The 18,415-nt window shown below is 68.8% G+C and carries 14 protein-coding genes; 11 read left to right on the top strand and 3 right to left on the bottom strand.

Translation table 11 applies throughout. The annotated features are described in order from the left end of the window. Positions 1–68 precede the first annotated feature (68 nt). Genes araB through araA form a run of 3 tightly spaced genes read left to right on the top strand, consistent with a single transcriptional unit; the run spans position 69 to position 4,017 of the window. Positions 69–1,793: a ribulokinase gene (araB, locus tag E3N94_RS10190; protein ID WP_134570183.1), complete on the top strand. Its 1,725-nt coding sequence runs from the start codon at positions 69–71 to the stop codon at positions 1,791–1,793. Continuing rightward, positions 1,790–2,500, top strand: coding sequence for an L-ribulose-5-phosphate 4-epimerase (locus E3N94_RS10185; RefSeq protein WP_134401825.1), 711 nt, complete (start codon positions 1,790–1,792; stop codon positions 2,498–2,500). Before araB ends, E3N94_RS10185 begins: the two co-directional genes overlap by 4 nt. Continuing rightward, complete coding sequence (araA, locus tag E3N94_RS10180; RefSeq protein WP_104102641.1) at positions 2,500–4,017, top strand: L-arabinose isomerase; 1,518 nt, start codon at positions 2,500–2,502, stop codon at positions 4,015–4,017. Before E3N94_RS10185 ends, araA begins: the two co-directional genes overlap by 1 nt. 564 nt (positions 4,018–4,581) lie before the next feature. On the opposite strand, the gene E3N94_RS10175 is transcribed toward araA, so the two are convergent. Beyond that, a complete protein-coding gene (locus E3N94_RS10175) occupies positions 4,582–4,917 on the bottom strand; it encodes a hypothetical protein (RefSeq protein WP_134401827.1) in 336 nt (111 codons plus the stop codon). Positions 4,918–5,731: 814 nt separating this feature from the next. Beyond that, positions 5,732–6,094 (bottom strand): MerR family transcriptional regulator, encoded by a 363-nt coding sequence (locus tag E3N94_RS10170; protein ID WP_233191505.1) that lies wholly within the window; start codon positions 6,092–6,094, stop codon positions 5,732–5,734. Between the two features lie 281 nt (positions 6,095–6,375). Between E3N94_RS10170 and E3N94_RS10165 the strand changes: the two genes are divergently transcribed. The 7 genes from E3N94_RS10165 (at position 6,376) to E3N94_RS10135 (ending at position 16,120) form a co-directional block, all read left to right on the top strand. Beyond that, the gene (locus E3N94_RS10165; protein WP_241987107.1) at positions 6,376–7,839 is read left to right on the top strand and encodes a SulP family inorganic anion transporter; all 1,464 of its coding nucleotides are present in this window, start codon (positions 6,376–6,378) and stop codon (positions 7,837–7,839) included. Positions 7,840–8,054: 215 nt separating this feature from the next. Beyond that, the gene (locus E3N94_RS10160; RefSeq protein ID WP_134415588.1) at positions 8,055–8,726 is read left to right on the top strand and encodes an IclR family transcriptional regulator C-terminal domain-containing protein; all 672 of its coding nucleotides are present in this window, start codon (positions 8,055–8,057) and stop codon (positions 8,724–8,726) included. Between the two features lie 45 nt (positions 8,727–8,771). Then, positions 8,772–10,460 carry a urocanate hydratase gene (hutU, locus tag E3N94_RS10155; RefSeq protein WP_134570181.1) on the top strand — a complete coding sequence of 563 codons (1,689 nt, stop codon included), beginning with the start codon at positions 8,772–8,774 and terminating at the stop codon, positions 10,458–10,460. 13 nt (positions 10,461–10,473) lie between these two features. Then, positions 10,474–11,694 carry an allantoate amidohydrolase gene (locus E3N94_RS10150; protein ID WP_198416279.1) on the top strand — a complete coding sequence of 407 codons (1,221 nt, stop codon included), beginning with the start codon at positions 10,474–10,476 and terminating at the stop codon, positions 11,692–11,694. Further along, positions 11,691–13,202, top strand: a complete 1,512-nt coding sequence (locus E3N94_RS10145; RefSeq protein WP_241987106.1) for a formimidoylglutamate deiminase — start codon at positions 11,691–11,693, stop codon at positions 13,200–13,202. The genes E3N94_RS10150 and E3N94_RS10145 overlap by 4 nt, the downstream gene beginning before the upstream one ends. Continuing rightward, the gene (gene hutI, locus E3N94_RS10140) at positions 13,199–14,395 is read left to right on the top strand and encodes an imidazolonepropionase (protein WP_134570180.1); all 1,197 of its coding nucleotides are present in this window, start codon (positions 13,199–13,201) and stop codon (positions 14,393–14,395) included. The genes E3N94_RS10145 and hutI overlap by 4 nt, the downstream gene beginning before the upstream one ends. 444 nt (positions 14,396–14,839) lie before the next feature. Then, on the top strand, positions 14,840–16,120 hold the full coding sequence (locus E3N94_RS10135) for a hemolysin family protein (RefSeq protein ID WP_104102664.1): 1,281 nt from the start codon (positions 14,840–14,842) through the stop codon (positions 16,118–16,120). Positions 16,121–16,185: 65 nt separating this feature from the next. Here E3N94_RS10135 and E3N94_RS10130 read toward each other — a convergent pair whose 3' ends face one another. Continuing rightward, a complete protein-coding gene (locus E3N94_RS10130; RefSeq protein WP_134419728.1) occupies positions 16,186–17,547 on the bottom strand; it encodes a protein kinase in 1,362 nt (453 codons plus the stop codon). Positions 17,548–17,690: 143 nt separating this feature from the next. Between E3N94_RS10130 and E3N94_RS10125 the strand changes: the two genes are divergently transcribed. Beyond that, positions 17,691–18,305, top strand: a complete 615-nt coding sequence (locus E3N94_RS10125; RefSeq protein WP_166790093.1) for a DUF4232 domain-containing protein — start codon at positions 17,691–17,693, stop codon at positions 18,303–18,305. Positions 18,306–18,415: the final 110 nt, after the last annotated feature.

Here is an 18,415-nt window from a genome sequence, read left to right as displayed (position 1 = left end):
AGTTATCGACGGTGAATCTCAGACGAAGTTGACGTTCTGTATCCGCGTGCCGGCAAGGGAGTCGATTCATGAGTGAGACCGCAGCACAACCAGATGCGCAGACACCAACCGGCGCCGAGTCCTACGTCATAGGTGTCGACTACGGCACCCTTTCCGGCCGGGCGGTCGTCGTGAGGGTCTCGGACGGCGCCGAACTCGGCTCGGCCGTGCTCGACTATCCCCACGCAGTCATGGACACCACTCTTGCTGCCACGGCCGCGACGCTGCCGCCGGAGTGGGCGTTGCAGGTTCCGCAGGACTACGTCGCCGTGCTGAAGAGCGCCGTGCCGGCCGCCATCGCCAACGCGGGCATCGACCCGGCCCGCGTCATCGGCATCGGCACCGACTTCACCGCCTGCACCATGGTTCCCGTCGTCGCCGACGGCACCCCGCTGAACGAGCTGCCGGAGTACGCCGGGCACCCGCACGCCTACGTCAAGCTATGGAGACACCACGCGGCACAGCCCCAGGCCGACCGGATCAACCAGCTCGCGGCCGAGCGCGGCGAGAGTTGGCTGCCACGCTATGGTGGCCTGATTTCCAGCGAATGGGAGTTCGCGAAGGGCCTCCAGCTGCTGGAGGAAGACCCGGAACTTTACGCCCGGATGGACCATTGGGTCGAGGCGGCAGACTGGATCGTCTGGCAGTTGACCGGCCACTATGTGCGCAACGCCTGCACCGCCGGCTACAAGGGCATCCTGCAGGACGGCGCTTACCCCGGCGAGGATTTCCTTGCCGCTCTCAATCCCGGCTTCGCGCGGTTCGCCGTCGACAAGGTGGCTCATGAGATCGGGCAGTTGGGCGCATCCGCCGGCACTCTTTCCGCGGAGGCCGCCGCCTGGACCGGACTGCCGGAGGGCATCGCCGTGGCGGTCGGCAACGTCGACGCTCACGTCACCGGCCCGGCCGCCCAGGCCGTGCTGCCGGGCCAGATGGTGGCCATCATGGGCACCTCGACCTGCCACGTGATGAACTCGGACCGGCTCGCGGAGGTTCCCGGCATGTGCGGGGTCGTCGACGGCGGCATCGTCTCCGGACTCTACGGCTACGAGGCCGGGCAGTCCGGCGTGGGCGACATCTTCGCCTGGTACGTCAACAACCAGGTCCCCGCCCGCTACTTCGCCGCGGCGGAGGCGGCGGGCCTGAGCGTGCACCAGCACCTCACCGAGCTGATCAAGGACCAGCCCGTCGGCGGGCACGGGCTGATCGCCCTCGACTGGCACAGCGGCAACCGCTCAGTGCTCGTCGACCATGAACTCTCCGGCCTCGTGCTGGGCACGACCCTCACCACCCGGCCCGAGGAGATATACCGGGCCCTGCTCGAGGCCACCGCATTCGGCGCGCGCACGATCGTCGAGACCTTCAACGCGAGCGGCGTGCCGGTGACCGAGTTCATCGTGGCCGGTGGGCTACTCAAGAATGCCTTCCTGATGCAGACCTACAGCAATATTCTGCGGATGCCGATCTCAACGATCGACAGCGAGCAGGGGCCCGCGCTCGGCTCGGCCATCCACGCGGCGGTCGCCGCCGGCGCGTACCCCGATGTGCGCGCGGCCGGCCAGGCCATGGGCAAGCTCAACAAGAACGTGTACACACCCAACGACGAGTCGGCGACGGCCTACGACAAACTGTTCGCCGAGTACACGCTGCTGCACGACTACTTCGGCCGGGGCGCGAACGGCGTGATGCACCGTCTGAAGGCGCTGAAGCGTGAGGCGGGTGCATCGCTGCACTCGGCGGCGGTGCCGGCATGAGCCGCTTCGGCCCCACCGTCGACGCCGCTGTCATTCGTGTCCGTGAGGACGTCGCCCGCCTACACGGCGAGCTCGCCCGCTACGGGCTCGTGGTCTGGACCGGCGGCAACGTCTCCGGCCGGGTGCCCGGCGCCGACCTCTTCGTGATCAAGCCCAGCGGCGTCGACTACGCCGACCTCACGCCCGAGAACATGATCCTGTGTGACCTCGCGGGCGCCGTCATTCCCGGCTCCCCCGGTTCCGACCGGTCGCCATCGAGCGACACCGCCGCGCACGCCTACGTCTATCGCAACATGCCGGAGGTGGGCGGAGTCGTGCACACGCACTCCACTTACGCCACAGCATGGGCCGCCCGCGGGGAAGAGATCCCGTGCGTGATCACGGCGATGGCCGACGAATTCGGCGGCCCCGTGCCCGTCGGCCGGTTCGCTATCATCGGTGACGACACCATCGGCCGCGGCATCGTCGACGCCCTCACCGGCCACCGGTCCCGCGCGGTGCTGATGCAGAACCACGGCCCGTTCACGATCGGCAAGGACGCCCGCGACGCCGTCAAGGCCGCCGTGATGGTCGAGGACGTCGCCCGCACCGTGCACCTCGCCCGCCAGGGCGGAGACCTCATCCCGATCCCGCAAGCCGCGATCGACTCCCTCTTCAACCGCTATCAGAACGTCTACGGACAAGCACCGCAAGGAGCACTGCGCTAATGCCAACACTCACCACCACCCTCGATCACTACGAAGTCTGGTTCCTCACCGGAAGCCAGAACCTCTACGGCCAGGAGACCCTGCGTCAGGTCGCCGAGCAGTCCAGGACCATCGCCGACGCGCTCGGCGCAAGCAGCGACATCCCGGTGAAAATCGTCTGGAAGCCCGTGCTCACCGACTCGGACTCGATTCGCCGCGCGGCGCTCGACGCGAACTCGGATGACCGGGTGATCGGCCTGATCGCGTGGATGCACACCTTCTCACCCGCGAAGATGTGGATCTCCGGGCTCGACGCCCTGACCAAGCCGCTGCTGCACCTGCACACCCAAGCCAACGTCGAACTGCCCTGGAGCGAGATCGACTTCGACTTCATGAACCTCAACCAGGCCGCGCACGGCGACCGTGAGTTCGGCTACATCCAGACCCGTCTCGGCGTGTCCCGCAAGACTGTCGTCGGCCACGTCTCCAACCCGGCCGTGACAAACCAGATCGGCACCTGGACCCGCGCGGCCGCCGGTTGGGCCGCGTCCCGCAGCATGAAGCTCGCCCGCTTCGGCGACAACATGCGCTACGTCGCCGTCACCGAGGGCGACAAGACCGAGGCCGAACTGCGCTTCGGGGTGCAGGTGAACACCTGGCCGGTCAACGAACTCGCCGAGGCCGTGCACGCGGCGACGGATGCCGAGATCACCGCTCTGGTCGCGGAGTACGAAGACCTCTACGACGTGGCCCCCGAATTGCGCGTGGGCGGCGAACGCCACGAGTCGCTCCGATACGGTGCCGCGATCGAGATCGGACTCAAGTCCTTCCTCGAGGCCGGCGGCTTCAGCGCCTTTACCACTAGCTTCGAAGACCTCGGCGCGCTCCGCCAGCTGCCGGGCCTCGCCGTGCAGCGGCTGATGGAACAGGGCTACGGCTTCGCCGGGGAGGGCGACTGGAAGACGGCCATCCTCGTGCGCGTGGCCAACGTGATGGGCGCCGGCCTGCCCGGCGGTGCGAGCCTGATGGAGGACTACACCTATGACCTCACCCCCGGGGACGAACTGATCCTCGGTGCCCACATGCTCGAAGTAAACCCGGCGCTCTCAACCGAGAAGCCCACACTCGAAATCCACCCGCTCGGAATCGGCGACCGCGAAGACCCCGTGCGCCTGGTCTTCAACGCCGCCCCCGGCCCCGCCGTCGTGGTCGCGATGAGTGACATGCGCGAGCGGTTCCGACTCATCGCCAACGTGGTCGAGGTCGTCGAGCCCACCGAGGCACTCCCGAAGCTCCCGGTCGGCCGCGCCGTCTGGCGCCCCGCGCCCGACTTCGCCACCTCCGCCGCCGCCTGGCTCACCGCCGGCGCCGCCCACCACACGGTCATGTCGACTGCCGTCGGCATCGAGGTCTTCCAGGACTACGCCGAGATGGCTCACACCGAACTCCTCCTGATCGACCAGTCCACGACACTGCGTGACTTCGGCCGTGAGGTGCGATGGAACCAGGCATACTACCGGCTGGCGCAAGGACTGTAGCTCCGGGGCGAACACGGGACTCCCGCCTCAGCTTGGCGGAGGTTTCGCCGGTCTTACCGTTCGAGGCCGGCGGCACGGGTACGAGGGTCGTCGGTCGATTTCGACTCGTCGCCGCGGGTAGCCGGGCGGGCCTTTACGGTCAGGCCGGCAGCGCGCATCGCGCACCTCGTCGAGCGCGGTAGCCGGCATCTGCTGGCCGGCCCCGCACTTGCTCGGCGGCGCGCTCTGAGCCTGCTTCTCTTGCAGGTCCGCCACTCGTACCGCGAGCTCCGCGCCAACGCTGCGCTCATGGTACGCCATCAGGGATGGCCTGGGTTTGGGTCGGTTCAACCTTGTACCGGTCACGGAACACGTCGACTTCGGCGGCAAGGCGCACCCACTCCTGTCGGCGGGTGCTCTCGGTCGGGATGTCTCCGAACGGACCGCGGGGCGGTCTGAAAGTCGCGCGATTGCCCGATCGCCCGGGTGCTCAAGGATCAGCAGTTTCAAATTCGCGTCGTTTCGAAAATCGATCAAATGAGGCTCGGGACTTCCTTGCTCGACGGCATTGAGGCGTCGGATTTTCTACCGTTCGCGGCCGTCATCGCGGGTACGCTGGTCATCGGAATGTGTCGTCTGGTCTCCGCGCGTGGCCTGCCGCGGCATTACGGTGAGGCCGGCGGCGCGTTGCGCTTTACGCTGCTTACCTGCCGTAATCCGGTTCGCGGCGCGCATCACGTCGAGTGCGGTGTCCGGCCTATGCCGGCCGGTTTCGCGAGCGTTCGGCGGGGTGCTCTGAGCCTGCTTCTTCTGCAGGGTAGCTACGCGCGCCGCGAGTTCGGCACCAACCGCGCGCTCACGGTACGCCGCGGGAATGGCCTCGGTCTGTGCCGGGTCCATATCGTACCGGTCGCGGAACACGTCGACTGCGGCGGACGCCCGGCCACTGCTGGCGCCTGGTTGGCGGGGGCCGTTTCGATACGTCGTTCCATTCGGCGGGAGAAGACGGGGCCGACGTCGTCGGCGGTGCCACGTTCTCGTTCGTTCCACGAGTCCCGCAGCACACTGGCTGGGTCAAGGCCGTGGGTTTCGGCGTGGGTGTGGCTGCTCGTTCAGGCAACGTCGACTGATCGAACGCTCGGACTCGCGCAGTTGAATTCTTCAGACAGCCAGAGCCGTCCGCACGAGTTCGGAGAGTTGCTTGACTGGGACCTCGCGCCGATAGAGGAAAGCTTTCAACGCTTCGCCGTAGATGACGCTGCGCACGCGGCTGGCGCTCATGGTGTCCCACCTGAGTTCAGACCAATGCGGCTAACTGTTCCCGTACCCATGAAGACAACGTGTCAGCTTCCACCTCGCGCCCGGACAGAACAATGCCTGGCCAGGTCCGCCGTGTCGAACGGGATCGTGAGTGTGCCCGGCTCCAGCGCCAGAGGGGCATCGATCTCGATCGGCGGGGCTCACTCGCCCGGCACTTCATTGAGCCGCTCGTCGTCAGAGACGCTCAGGCTCACGGACAACACGGCCTTGCCGAGTCCGCGGGCTTCAAATGTTGCAGCGGATTCGACGGCAAGGACATTCTTCGAAAAAGCTGTCGTCACCGTCAGCGATGCCGTTTTCGGTCGAGCGGCGGTCGTCAGGGCGACAGCGGGTCACACTACTCAGAGTCCCATGAATTCGCGGAAGTGAGCTGTTCTAAACCTTCAGCCACCTGAGTCCACCGCAGGGCACTAGCTCACTGCTGGCGCAGGAGAGCAAGGAATTCGTCGGCCATTGCGAGCTGATCCCGCAGCCCCTGGCGCCGCTCCTCGGCCTGTGCGATGAAGGACTCCAAGTCTGACCTCACGGCGGCAATGTCGGCGCCCTCGATGGCGCCATCCAGTGTGTCGATGGTCTTGAGGAGCGACATCATTTCTTCAAGCGAGAAGCCCAGCGGCTTCATGCGCCGGATCAGGATCAACCGGGCCAGATCTTCGTCCGTGTAGAGACGGAAGCCGCCATCAGTCCGGCCTGAGGCCCTGAGCAAACCGATTTCGTCGTAGTGGCGGATGGTTCGCAATGACAGTCCGGTGCGTTCGGCCAGTTCGCCGATATGCATAGTTGCCGTTGGCTCAGTCGGTGACATGGCGGGACCTCTCATGCGTGGACTCGAACATAACCCTAACGTTAGGGTAGAGTTGTGATCGTCGGCTGACATTGTGTGACAGCCCACCATCCATCCTCGCCGTATCGGCGGATGATTGTGCGCACCGGGCGCACCCCTTCCCCTTCCCCTTCGCCCTATTCTGGCCCGCCACCGCGAGCCCCGTCCCTGGAGGCCCCATGGCACTCGCTCAAAAATCCCCCACGCCCGACCGTTACAAAGCCGAGCCATCGGTGATGACAGCACTTCGAACTCCGCGGCTCCTCACCCGAGAAGCTCTCGCCGGCCTCGTCGTCGCGATGGCGCTGATCCCGGAAGCGATCTCGTTCTCCATCATCGCTGGCGTCGACCCACGGGTTGGACTGTTTTCGTCCTTCGTGATGGCCGTATCCATTGCGTTCCTCGGCGGCCGCCCCGCGATGATCACCGCCGCAACGGGAGCCATCGCCCTAGTGATCGCCCCGGTAGCACGCGAGTACGGCATGGATTATTTCATCGCCACGGTCATCCTGGCCGGGCTCCTGCAGGTGATCCTGGGCGTGCTGGGCGTGGCCAAGCTCATGCGTTTCATCCCGCGCAGCGTCATGGTCGGATTCGTGAACTCCTTGGCCATCCTCATCTTCATCGCACAGTTGCCGCATTTGCTCGGGGTGCCGTTCATGGTGTACCCGCTGGTGGCGATCGGGATCATCATCATGGTCGTCATGCCCCGGTTCACCACGATTATCCCCGCCCCGTTGGTCGCCATCGTGGTGCTGACCATCGCAACCGTCACCATCGCAATCAACGTGCCCACCGTCGGCGACCAGGGCGAACTGCCCAAGAGCCTCCCCGAACTCTTCATCCCAAACGTTCCCCTCAACGCAGAGACGCTCACGATCATCGCCCCCTACGCGCTGGCCATGGCCATGGTCGGCATCCTCGAGTCCCTAATGACGGCCAAACTCGTCGACGAGGTCACCGACACCCACTCCCACAAAACCCGCGAAACCTGGGGTCAAGGCGTCTCCAACATGCTCTCCGGCTTCTTCGGCGGCATGGGCGGGTGCGCCATGATCGGCCAGACCATGATCAATGTGAAGGCCTCCGGCGCCCGAACCCGCATCTCCACGTTCCTTGCCGGCGTATTCCTGCTGATCCTGGTCGTCGCTCTCGGCGATGTCGTCGCCATCATCCCCATGGCCGCCCTGGTGGCCGTGATGATCATCGTCTCGGTGCTGACCTTCGACTGGCACAGCATCCGTCTGTCCACACTTCAGAGGATGCCAAAAAGCGAAACTACGGTCATGGTCGCCACAGTCGCCGTGGTCGTAATTACCCACAACCTCGCCATCGGCGTAGTCGTCGGGGTTCTCGTGGCAATGGTCGCCTTCGCCCGCCGGGTGGCGCACCTCGTAGACGTTGAACGCAGCTTGTCCAATGATGAGTCTGTCCCGACTGCGTACTACACCGTGACCGGCGCGCTCTTTTTCGCGTCAAGCAACGACCTCACCACCCAGTTCGAGTACGCAGAAGACCCGGACCGCATCGTCATCGACATGGCCGCCTCCCACATCTGGGACGCCTCCACCGTCGCAGCCCTCGACTCCATCACGAACAAATATGAACGTCTCGGCAAACGCGCCGTGATCGTCGGTATGAACGATGCCAGCACCAATATCCACGCCCGCCTCGCCGGCAACCTCGGCGGAGGTCACTGATCCCACCGGCTGAGCAGCATCCCTCGTCGACTCCCCGCCGCGGCGTAGAGAAGTTCGCGAGAGGTGGAGGAGTCGGCGAGGACGAGGGCGGTGTCCGCGGTCGAGCCCTGGACCCGGTGAATGGGAACGGGTCCCCCATCCGCCTCTTGCCATAGAGTGGCACTTAAGTTTTACTGGATGACATCAGCATCCGCACGAGAACCGGGAAAGCACCCATGGCCGAGTCGTCCACCCGAACCGTGGAACGAGCCCTCGACCTGCTCGCCGTGATCTGCGACGCCGACGGGCTCACGCTCTCGGAGAGCTCACGCGCCGTCGCCCTCGCACCGAGCACCGCCCTGCGCCTGCTGCGCACGCTCGAGACCCGCGGCTTCGTGCACAAGACCGACGACGGCGCCTACCTGCCGGGCAGCCGCATCATCCAGCTCGGCGCGCAGTCGCTCAGCAGCGAGTCGCTGGTCACCCTCTCCCTCCCGGCCATGGAGCGGCTCGTCGCCGAGACCGGCGAGTCCGTCTACCTCAGCGTCGTGGGCCACAACGCCACCGGGCTCTACATCGCCATCGTCGAGGGCACCCACTCGGTGCGGCACACGAGCTGGGTCGGCCGCACCGTGCCGCTCGAACGCTCCGCGGCCGGGCAAGTGCTCACCGGGCATACCCCGGAGACCGGCTACGTGGTCGTCGAACGCGGCGTCGAAACGGATGTCACGGCCCTGGCCGCGCCGATCCGTTCGGAGGCCAGAACAATCGCCGCCCTGAGCCTGGTCATCCCGAGCTACCGGGTGGAGACCGCGGACATCCGTCGCTACGGCCCGCTGCTGGCCCAGGCTGCCGGGCACGTGTCCGCCGGTCTCAGCCGTGCCGTCCCCAACCTCCCTACGGACTGATCGACCCCGAATCGCCCGAACCCCCGAACCCCCTAGGAGACAGTGATGTCCGAATCCCGCCCCGTGCGCGCCGCCCGCGGCACCAAGTTGACCGCGAAGAGCTGGCAGACCGAGGGCCCGCTGCGGATGCTGATGAACAATCTCGACCCCGAGGTGGCCGAGCACCCGGAGAACCTGGTGGTCTACGGCGGCACGGGCAAGGCCGCCCGCAACTGGGAGGCCTACGACGCCATCGTTCGCACGCTCACCACGCTGGAAAAGGATGAGACGCTGCTGGTGCAGTCCGGCAAGCCGGTCGGCGTGTTCCGCACGCACGAGTGGGCGCCGCGGGTGCTGATCGCCAACTCCAACCTGGTCGGCGATTGGGCGACCTGGCCGGAGTTCCGCCGCCTCGAGGCCCTCGGCCTGACGATGTACGGCCAGATGACGGCGGGTTCGTGGATCTACATCGGCACCCAGGGCATCCTGCAGGGCACGTATGAGACCTTCGCCGCCGTGGCCGCAAAGATCGCCGCCCGTGAGGGCGGGCCTCACAAACACAGTGGCGACACCCTGGCCGGCACGCTCACCCTCACCGGTGGGGCCGGCGGCATGGGCGGCGCGCAACCACTGGCCGTGACCATGAACGGCGGCGCCGTGCTGATCGTCGACGTCGACGAGTCCCGGCTACTGCGCCGGGTCGAGCATGGCTATCTCGACGAACTGGCACCCACCCTCGACGACGCCATCGCCCGGGTACTCGCGGCGAAGAACGAGAAGCGCGCCCTCTCCGTGGGCGTGGTCGGCAACGCGGCGACCGTGTTCGCCGAGCTGCTGGAGCGGCGGGTGCCGATCGACATCGTCACCGACCAGACCAGCGCGCACGACCCGCTGGCCTACCTGCCGGAGGGTGTCACTGCGGAGGAGTGGCATGACTACGCGGCCGCGAAGCCCGAGGAGTTCACCGAGCGCGCCCGGGCATCCATGGCCAAACAGGTCACCGCGATGGTGGGCTTCCAGGATGCCGGTGCCGAGGTCTTCGACTACGGCAACTCGATCCGGGCGGAGGCGGAGCTCGGCGGCTGCGCGCGGGCGTTCGATTTTCCCGGGTTTGTGCCCGCATACATCCGCCCGCTGTTCGCCGAGGGCAAAGGCCCGTTCCGCTGGGTGGCGCTCTCGGGCGACCCGGCCGACATCGCGGCCACCGACCGGGCCATCGTGGAGCTGTTCCCCGAGGACGAGCACCTGCGCCGCTGGATCACGAAGGCGCAGAACACCGTACACTTCGAGGGCCTGCCCGCCCGGATCTGCTGGCTCGGCTACCAGGAACGGCACCGGGCCGGCCTGAAGTTCAACGAGATGGTGGCGTCGGGCGAGCTGAGCGCGCCGATCGTGATCGGCCGCGACCACCTCGACTCCGGCTCGGTCGCCTCGCCCTACCGGGAGACCGAGGCCATGCTGGACGGGTCGGATGCGATCGCCGACTGGCCGCTGCTGAACGCGCTGCTGAACACGGCGTCGGGCGCCACCTGGGTGTCGATCCACCACGGCGGCGGCGTCGGGATCGGCCGCAGCATCCACGCCGGCCAGGTGATCGTGGCCGACGGCACCCCCCTGGCCGCCGAGAAGATCGCCCGGGTGCTCACCAACGACCCCGGCACCGGCGTGATGCGGCACGTCGACGCCGGGTATCAGCGGGCCGAGGAGGTGGCCCGGGAGCGCGGCCTGCGCGTGCCGATGTGGGAGTCGGAGTGAGTGGGGTGTGCGCATGAGCGAGCTCGCCCACGGAATGCTCGCCGGACTCGCCGAGATCGCCGACACCGGGCGGGACTCCCGCCGCGGCGGCTACTCCCGGCACCTCTGGCAGGGTGCCGACCTCGAGCTGCGGACCTGGTTCGCCCTGCGCGCCGAGCGCCTCGGGCTCAGCGTCGAGACCGACCGTAACGGCAACCTCTGGGCCTGGTGGGGAGAGCCGGGGCCGGATGCCGTGGTCACGGGCAGCCACCTGGATTCCGTTCCCGGCGGCGGCGCCTATGACGGCCCCCTCGGCGTGGTCAGTGCGCTCGAGGCCGTCGCGCGGCTGCGGGCATCCGGGTTCACGCCGTCCCGCCCCTGCGCTGTGCTCGTCTGCGCCGAGGAGGAGGGCTCCCGATTCGGGATCGCCTGCCTGGGCTCCCGGCTGCTGACCGGCGGCATCGACGCCGACCGGGCCCGCGCGCTCATCGACGCCGACGGGATCACCCTGGCCCAGGCTGCCCGCCGCGCCGGGCTCGACCCTGCGCACCTCGGCGCCGACCGGGACGCCCTGGCCCGAATCGGCCTCTTCATCGAGCTGCACGTGGAGCAGGGCCGCGGCCTGGTCGACCTCGGCCGGCCCGTGGCGGTGGCGTCGTCGATCCTCGCGCACGGGCGCTGGCGCCTCACCGTGACCGGCCAGGGCAACCACGCCGGCGCCACCCCGATGGAAGACCGCCGCGACCCGCTCGTGGCCGCCGCCCACGCGATCGTCGCCGTGCAGGATGCCGCCGGGTTCCACCCCGGCGCGCGCGCCACGGTCGGCCGTTTGGAGGTGGTGCCGGGCGGGACCAACGTGATCGCGTCATCCGTGCACGCCTGGCTCGACGCCCGCGCGCCCACCGACGCCGAGACCCGCGACCTGGTCGCCGCAATCGAGGCGGCCGTCGGCGAGGCCGCCCTGATGAACGGATGCTCCGTGGCCGTCACCGAGGAGTCCTGGACCGGAACGGTGACGTTCGACCCCGAGCTCGTGGGACGATTCCGGTCGGTGCTCGGCGGTGACGCCCTTGTTCCGGCCCTGCCGACGGGCGCCGGGCACGATGCAGGCGTGCTCGCAGCGAGCGTGCCGAGCGCCATGCTCTTCGTGCGAAATCCCACCGGCGTCTCGCACTCCCCCGAGGAATTCGCCGAGGTGGGCGACTGCGTCGCCGGGATCGACGCCCTGGAGACCCTGCTGCGGAGCCTGCTGTGAGCGCGCGCGGGGTCGAGGCTGGGGCTGGACAGTCGGGGACACCGGTGGCCACCTACTGGTGCGAGCTGGCGCTGGTCGACGGGGCTGCCCTGCCCGGCGTGCGGCTGGAGGTGGGCACGGACGGGCGCCTTCAGGCTGTCACACCGCGCTCCGAGCCGCGGCCCGGTGACGTGCGGCTCGGCACCGTGCTGCCGGGGCTGGCCAACGCGCACTCGCACGCCTTCCACCGGGCATTGCGGGGCCGCACCCACGACGCCGGCGGCGACTTCTGGCAGTGGCGGGAGGCCATGTACCAGGTGGCCGCCGGCCTCGACCCGAAGCGGTACTTCCTGCTGGCACGGGCGGTGTTCGCCGAGATGCTGGCCTCCGGTTTCACGGCAGTCGGCGAGTTCCACTATCTGCATCACCGGCCGGGCGGCTCCCGATACCCCGCCGAACACGCCATGGAACTGGCGTTGGCGGCCGCGGCACGGGAGGTGGGCATCCGTCTGGTGCTGCTCGACACGCTCTACCTCGACGGCGGGATCGGGATGCCCCTCACCCCCGCGCAGCGCGCCTTCGGCGACGGATCGGCGGCCGCCTGGCTGGCCCGGTGGCACTCGCTGCGCGCGGCGCTCGGCCGTGCTGCCACGGCCGATGACGGCGACGGCTCCCCTGCTGACAGCCAGGCCGACATCCAGGCCGGCACGGATGCCCGCGTCACCCTGGGCGCGGCGATCCATTCGGTGCGGGCGGTGTCCCCGACCGCGATCCGGGAGGCGCTCGCCGGGCTGCCCGATGCCGTTCCACTGCACATCCACCTGTCGGAGCAGCCTCAGGAGAACGCGGACTGCCGGGCCGCCTACGGCCGGACCCCAACCGAGGTGCTGGCCTGGATCGGGGCGCTCGCTCCGCGGCTGAGCGTCGTGCACGCCACGCACCTCACCGACGAGGATGTGGCGCTGATCGGGACATCCGGGGCCTCGGTTGTGATCTGCCCGACCACGGAAGCCGACCTCGGCGACGGGATCGGGCCGGCCCTGGCGTTGCAGCGGGCCGGCGCGCGGATAGCCCTCGGCTCGGACCAGAACGCCGTCATCGACCCGCTGCTCGAGATGCGCGGCCTGGAGGCCGGCGAGCGCCTGGCATCGGGCCGGCGCGGCCGGTTCACGCCCGCCGAACTGCTCGTGGCCGCTTCGGACCACGGCTATGCCGTGCTCGGACTCGGCCGGCAGCGCCTCATCCCCGGTGACCTGTGCGACCTCGTGGAGGTGGCGAGCGACAGCATCCGCACAGCCGGATCGTTGCCGGAGCAGCTGCCGCTGACCGCAACGGCCGCCGACGTGCGCCGGGTGATCGTGGGCGGACGCGTCGTCGCCGACTCCGGGGTGCTGGTGGGTGGCGCGGGCGGGCCTGGCGGGCGCCCGCCGAGCACGCTGCAACCCGAGCTGCGACCCGAGCTCCTGCTGCGCGACGCCCTCGCCGCGCTCGACGGCACCGCCGCTCTCGCGTCAGGAGAACGACCATGACCCCCGAACCGACCGAGCTGATCACCGGTATCCGGGAACTGACCACGCAGGCGGACGGCGCCCCGCGCATCGCCGACGCCGCCCTCGTGATCGAGGGCGGCCGCATCGCGTGGATCGGACCGGCGTCCGCGGCGCCGGCGGCCGATGTCCGCACGGATGCCGGCGGCCGGGCCGCTCTGCCCGGCTGGGTCGACAGCCACACCCACCTGGTGTTCGCGGGCGACCGGGCCGCGGAGTTCGAGGCCCGGATGGGCGGGCAGCCCTACGCGGCGGGGGGAATCCTGACCACCGTGGCTGCCACTCGCGCCGCAACCGAGGCGCAGCTCACGGCCGCGGCGGCCCGGCTGCGGCGAGAGGCGGAGGCGCAGGGCACCACGTTTCTCGAGAGCAAGACCGGCTACGGCCTCGACCTGGCGAGCGAGGCGCGGTCGGCTCGGGTGGCGGCATCCGTCGCCGATGTCGTCACATTCCTCGGCGCGCATATCGTGCCGCCGGGCATCGACCGGCGCGACTACCTGGACCTGGTCACCGGGCCGATGCTCGCCCTGGTGGCTCCGCACGCACAGTTCGTCGACGTGTTCTGCGAGGTCGGGGCGTTCGATGTGGCGGAGAGCCGGGAGGTGCTGCTGGCCGGCCGCGCCGCCGGCCTCGGCCTGCGCCTGCACGGCAACCAGCTGGGATTCAGCGGCGGGGTGCGCCTCGCGGTGGAGCTCGGCGCGGCAAGCGTCGACCACTGCAACCACCTCGAGCCGGCGGACCTCGACGCCCTCGCCGCCTCAGCCACCGTGGCCACCCTCCTGCCCGCCTGCGACCTCTCCACGCGGCAGCCGTTCCCGCCGGCCCGGCGGCTGCTCGACGCCGGCGCGAGCATCGCCCTGGCCACCAACTGCAATCCGGGCAGCTCCTACACGACGTCGATGGCGTTCTGCGTGGCCACCGCGGTGCTGCAAATGGGTCTGACGATCGAGGAGGCGGTGTGGGCGGCGACCCGCGGCGGAGCCCGGGCTCTCGGCCGCGACACGGGAACGGACGCGGTCGGAGCCCTGCGCGTGGGCGGGCGGGCCGACCTGCAGGTGCTTGACGCGCCATCCGTCGCTCATCTCGCCTACCGCCCCGGCGTGCCGCTGACCTGGGCGGTCTGGCGGCAGGGTGTGCGGGCCGGCCGCCGCGGCCCATCACCGCTCCCGGCCTGACCGGGGGATTCCCGCCTCGCGCCCTCACTGTCCCCTCTCCCTCGCCGTCCCCCTCCAACCCACCCCGTCGTGCATGACTCCTGCACATTGCTCAATCACTCATCGGGCACCCCCGGAATTCCGCGGATGTCCGGCGCCGGTCCCGAGAAATCGCAGGAGTTATGCACGCGAGGCATCGAAGACCACCTCCCGGGCCAGGACACTCCGTCGCCGGACAGCCATCCAGCCGACGTCCAGGCAGCTCGCCGGCCGGCCAGGAGCCCACCCGCCCGTGGCCAACTCAGGAGAATGGCTGGCTTCGTCACCACGCCCCCTGCAATTCCGCGGCACCGCCACGCGATCAGCAGCCGACTCGCCGGATCTCCTGAGTTAGCCACACGCCGGAGGAGCCGACGCAGCGGCGCGGCCCGGGTGGAGTCCTCGAACGGCTTTAGAATGACCGGCATGGACGTTTATACCTGGCTCAACCTGGCGCTCGTGCTGCTGTTCGTGCTCATCGGCGGCGTGTTCGCAGCGACCGAGTTGGCGTTGGTGTCCCTGCGCGAGAGCCAGCTGCGCGCGCTGGAACGCGAAAGCACCCGTGGCAAAACGGTCGCCCACCTGGCCCGGGACCCGAACCGGTTTCTGGCGGCCGTGCAGATCGGCGTCACCGTCGCCGGATTCCTGTCCGCCGCCTACGGTGCCTCCACGCTGGCGCCCGACCTCGCTCCACTGCTGGTGGTACTCGGGCTGTCGAAAGGCGCCGCGGACACGCTTGCCCTGGTCGGTCTGACGCTCCTCGTCGCCTACCTCTCCCTGGTGTTGGGGGAACTCGTGCCGAAGCGATTCGCGCTGCAGAAGGCCAGCAGCTTCGCGCTCGCGCTCGCGCCACCGCTCCAGGTCTTCGCGACCCTGATGCGCCCCGTGATCTGGCTGCTGTCCGTCTCGACGAACGCCGTTGTGCGGCTCCTGGGCGGAGACCCGCACGCCCGGAGCGAGCTCGTGTCTGATGAGGAGTTGCGCGACCTCGTCGACGCACACGAGGGCCTCGAGGTCGAGGAACGGCACATCCTGAGTGAAGTGCTCGACGCCACCAACCGGCTGGTCAAGGAGGTGATGCGCCATCGCGGAGACGTCGACTTCCTGGTCGGCACGCAGACGATTCCCGCCGCCCTGGAGGAGATCCGGTCGCTGCCGCACTCGCGCTACCCGGTGATCGGCCGCTCAATCGACGAGGTGCTGGGCTTCGTACACGTGCGCGATCTCCTGGACCCCGACGCCCACCCCGGCGCGACGACCGTAGCCGAGGTGGTGCGGGCCATCGTCTTCCTTCCCGGCACCAATCGCATCCTGCCGGCCATGACCCAGCTGCGCCGTGCCGGCGTGCACATCGCGATCGTCGTCGACGAATACGGCGGCACCGACGGTATCGTGACTCTCGAGGATCTCGTTGAGGAGCTCGTGGGTGAGATCCACGACGAATACGACCTGCCTGTGCCCGAGGGACACTCCGACGAGAACGGCCAGGCCCGGCTGGCGGATGGCGGCCTGAATATCGAAGACTTCACGGATGCCACAGGAGTCGAACTCGAGGACGGCCCCTATGAGACCGCGGCCGGCTTCGTGACCTACCGGCTCGGACGCATGCCCCAGGTGGGCGACACCGTCTCGGCCGGGGACTACCAGTTGCGGGTCGCCGCTCTCGACGGGCTGCGCGTCAGCGTCATCGAGGTCGGTGCCGGCTGAGCGAGGACTCCGCGTGACCACTGCGCCTGGCCACACCGCCTGACCGCTCATGGGGCCGCTTCCCTTCAGGAAAGAGCGGCGCGCCGGCTTTCCAGCCGCAGTTCGAGTTCGCTCATCACCAGAGCGGCAAGGTCGGTGAGGGTGCGGAGCTCGGGCGCGGTGATGGCGCGCGGTCGGAAGTCGATAACGCACAGGGTGCCGAGGTTGTAACCGTTCCGGGTCGTCAGGGGTACTCCGGCATAAAACTGCAGGCCGAATTCCTCGGCCACGAGTGGGTTTGCGAGCGCGCGCGGGTCGGTGCGGGCATCCTCTACCACCCAGGGCCCCTCGGACATGATGGCCGAGGCACAGAGGCCCGGATCGCGGGGGATCTCCTCGAGGTCGAGGCCGTGATGCGATTTGAACCAGATACGGTCGGTGTCGACGATACTGACGATCGCGATCGGCACATCGCACAACCGGGCGGCGAGCGCGGCAATCCGGTCGAAGGCGCCGTCGGCGGGAGTGTCGAGAATGTCGAGGCGCGCGACCTCGTGCAGCCGTGCGGGTTCGTCGCTGACGAGGTGATCCACGGCACTACGATGGCGGCCGGTTTCCGCGATAACAGCCTGGTGCAGAGCGAGCACCACCTCCGCGGTCGGCGGGCGCTGCTCCGGCTTGCGGGCCAGCATGGTCGACAGAAGGTGCCGCCACTCCGGGGCGAGTTCCTGCGGGATGGCAGGGTCGCGCTGGAGTCTGGCCAGGGCCGACGGGATCGGCTCCCCGGGGAACGCCGTCTCACCGGTGAAGCATTCCAGGAGCACGAGCCCCAACGCATAGATGTCGCTCGCCGGGCCGAGGTTCTCTCCCCGGGCCTGCTCCGGACTGAGATAGGCGGCCGTGCCCGTCGTCATCCCCTGGGTGGTCACCCGCGCGCTGTCCGGGAACAGGGCGATGCCGAAATCGGTCAGCCGCGCGCGCGCTCGGGAATCCGAGCTGTATTCCGCAAGGAGGATGTTCGCCGGTTTGATATCACGGTGGATGACGCCGCGCCCGTGGATGTAGTCGAGCCCCTCCGCCAAGTCGTAACCGATCTGGGCGATGTGCCGCGTCGACATCGGATCCCGGTCGAGTCGCTGACGCAGGTTGACGCCGTCCACGAGCTCCATCACAAGGAAGATCTGCGGGTGGTCCGCCTCGGTCCGGTCCACACCGACGTCGAACAGGGTGACAATGCTGTGGTGGTTCAGGCTTGCCAGCACGTTGATCTCGGCTTGCTGGCGCTGAATATTGGGCACGTCGGTGGCGCGAAGTTCGAAGATCTTGATCGCCACGTCCCGACCCAGACGCTCGTCGGTGGCCCGGTAGACCGAGGCCATTCCGCCGCGGCCGATCAGGTCCTTAACCCGGTAGCGTGCGTCCAGGAACTTCGGAAATTGCGTGGTCATCAGACCCCCCCTTTGGAAATGAGTCTAGGTCAGCTTCGCGGGGGATGTTACATATCTTTGGCCCGCGCCCGTGTCCCTGGGCGACAACGCCCAGGCAGTGTGAAACTGGGGCTATGACGGTGATGCGGGGTCGAGGGCGGTCAATGGCAGTTGGACTGGGGTGCGCGGCGGCGTTGGTGCTGGCCGGATGCGCGGGGCCGGGTTCACCCCCGACCGGCGATGTCTCGCCGCCCGGTTCGACCCCGACGGCAGCTTCGACCCCGACCTCCCCAGCCACGCAGTCCTCGACACCCGCTCCCGCCGATTCGGCCTCCGCCGGCACCTGCGGTCCGAACCAACTGGCGCTGTCGCTGCAGTCGAGGCCTCAGGACAGCGGCATGGGCAACTTCTACTGGGACCTGCGCCTCACGAACACCGGCCCGGCGGCGTGCACGGTCGAGGGCTACCCGGTGACGACTCTGGTCGGCGCGGCCCCGAATGTGCCGGTCGGGTCCGCTTCCGACACCGAGCCGGGACGCTGGTACCCGGTGGCGGTCCTCGCGTTGGCGCCCGGGACATCCGCGTACAGCCTGCTGCACCTCGGCCAAGCCGGCGCGTACGGCTGTCCCCTCGTGGCGGTCGGCGCCCTCGACGTGACGCTGCCCGGCTGGGACACCGCGAGCCGGGTGGCCACGCCGAACCCGATCGAGGGCTGTGACGACGACAGCACCGTGCTCGTGCGCACCGGCCCGCTGGCCCCGGCCCCGGTCAGCTTCTAGAGCCGGGCCGGCTTCGGCCGCACGGTGGCCAACTCAGGAGATCCGGGGCAGGCCGCGGCATCCGTTGCCTGATTCCGGGGGCAGGGGCTGCAGCCGACACAGGTTTTCCT

The organism is Cryobacterium sp. Sr3 (assembly GCF_004402835.1).
Classification (GTDB): Bacteria; Actinomycetota; Actinomycetes; order Actinomycetales; family Microbacteriaceae; genus Cryobacterium; species Cryobacterium sandaracinum.
Note: the sequence above shows the minus strand (reverse complement) of the source record. Positions and strands in the feature narration are given on the sequence as shown.

Excerpts from the sequence above, each read along its gene's own strand:
- E3N94_RS10135 (WP_104102664.1), top strand. The coding sequence starts at position 14,840 with ATGGACGTTTATACCTGGCTCAACCTGGCGCTCGTGCTGCTGTTCGTG.
- hutU (WP_134570181.1), top strand. The coding sequence starts at position 8,772 with ATGTCCGAATCCCGCCCCGTGCGCGCCGCCCGCGGCACCAAGTTGACC.
- E3N94_RS10185 (WP_134401825.1), top strand. The coding sequence starts at position 1,790 with ATGAGCCGCTTCGGCCCCACCGTCGACGCCGCTGTCATTCGTGTCCGT.
- E3N94_RS10130 (WP_134419728.1), bottom strand. The coding sequence starts at position 17,547 with ATGACCACGCAATTTCCGAAGTTCCTGGACGCACGCTACCGGGTTAAG.
- hutI (WP_134570180.1), top strand. The coding sequence starts at position 13,199 with ATGACCCCCGAACCGACCGAGCTGATCACCGGTATCCGGGAACTGACC.
- E3N94_RS10165 (WP_241987107.1), top strand. The coding sequence starts at position 6,376 with ATGACAGCACTTCGAACTCCGCGGCTCCTCACCCGAGAAGCTCTCGCC.
- E3N94_RS10150 (WP_198416279.1), top strand. The coding sequence starts at position 10,474 with ATGAGCGAGCTCGCCCACGGAATGCTCGCCGGACTCGCCGAGATCGCC.
- araA (WP_104102641.1), top strand. The coding sequence starts at position 2,500 with ATGCCAACACTCACCACCACCCTCGATCACTACGAAGTCTGGTTCCTC.
- E3N94_RS10170 (WP_233191505.1), bottom strand. The coding sequence starts at position 6,094 with ATGCATATCGGCGAACTGGCCGAACGCACCGGACTGTCATTGCGAACC.
- E3N94_RS10160 (WP_134415588.1), top strand. The coding sequence starts at position 8,055 with ATGGCCGAGTCGTCCACCCGAACCGTGGAACGAGCCCTCGACCTGCTC.
- E3N94_RS10125 (WP_166790093.1), top strand. The coding sequence starts at position 17,691 with ATGGCAGTTGGACTGGGGTGCGCGGCGGCGTTGGTGCTGGCCGGATGC.
- araB (WP_134570183.1), top strand. The coding sequence starts at position 69 with ATGAGTGAGACCGCAGCACAACCAGATGCGCAGACACCAACCGGCGCC.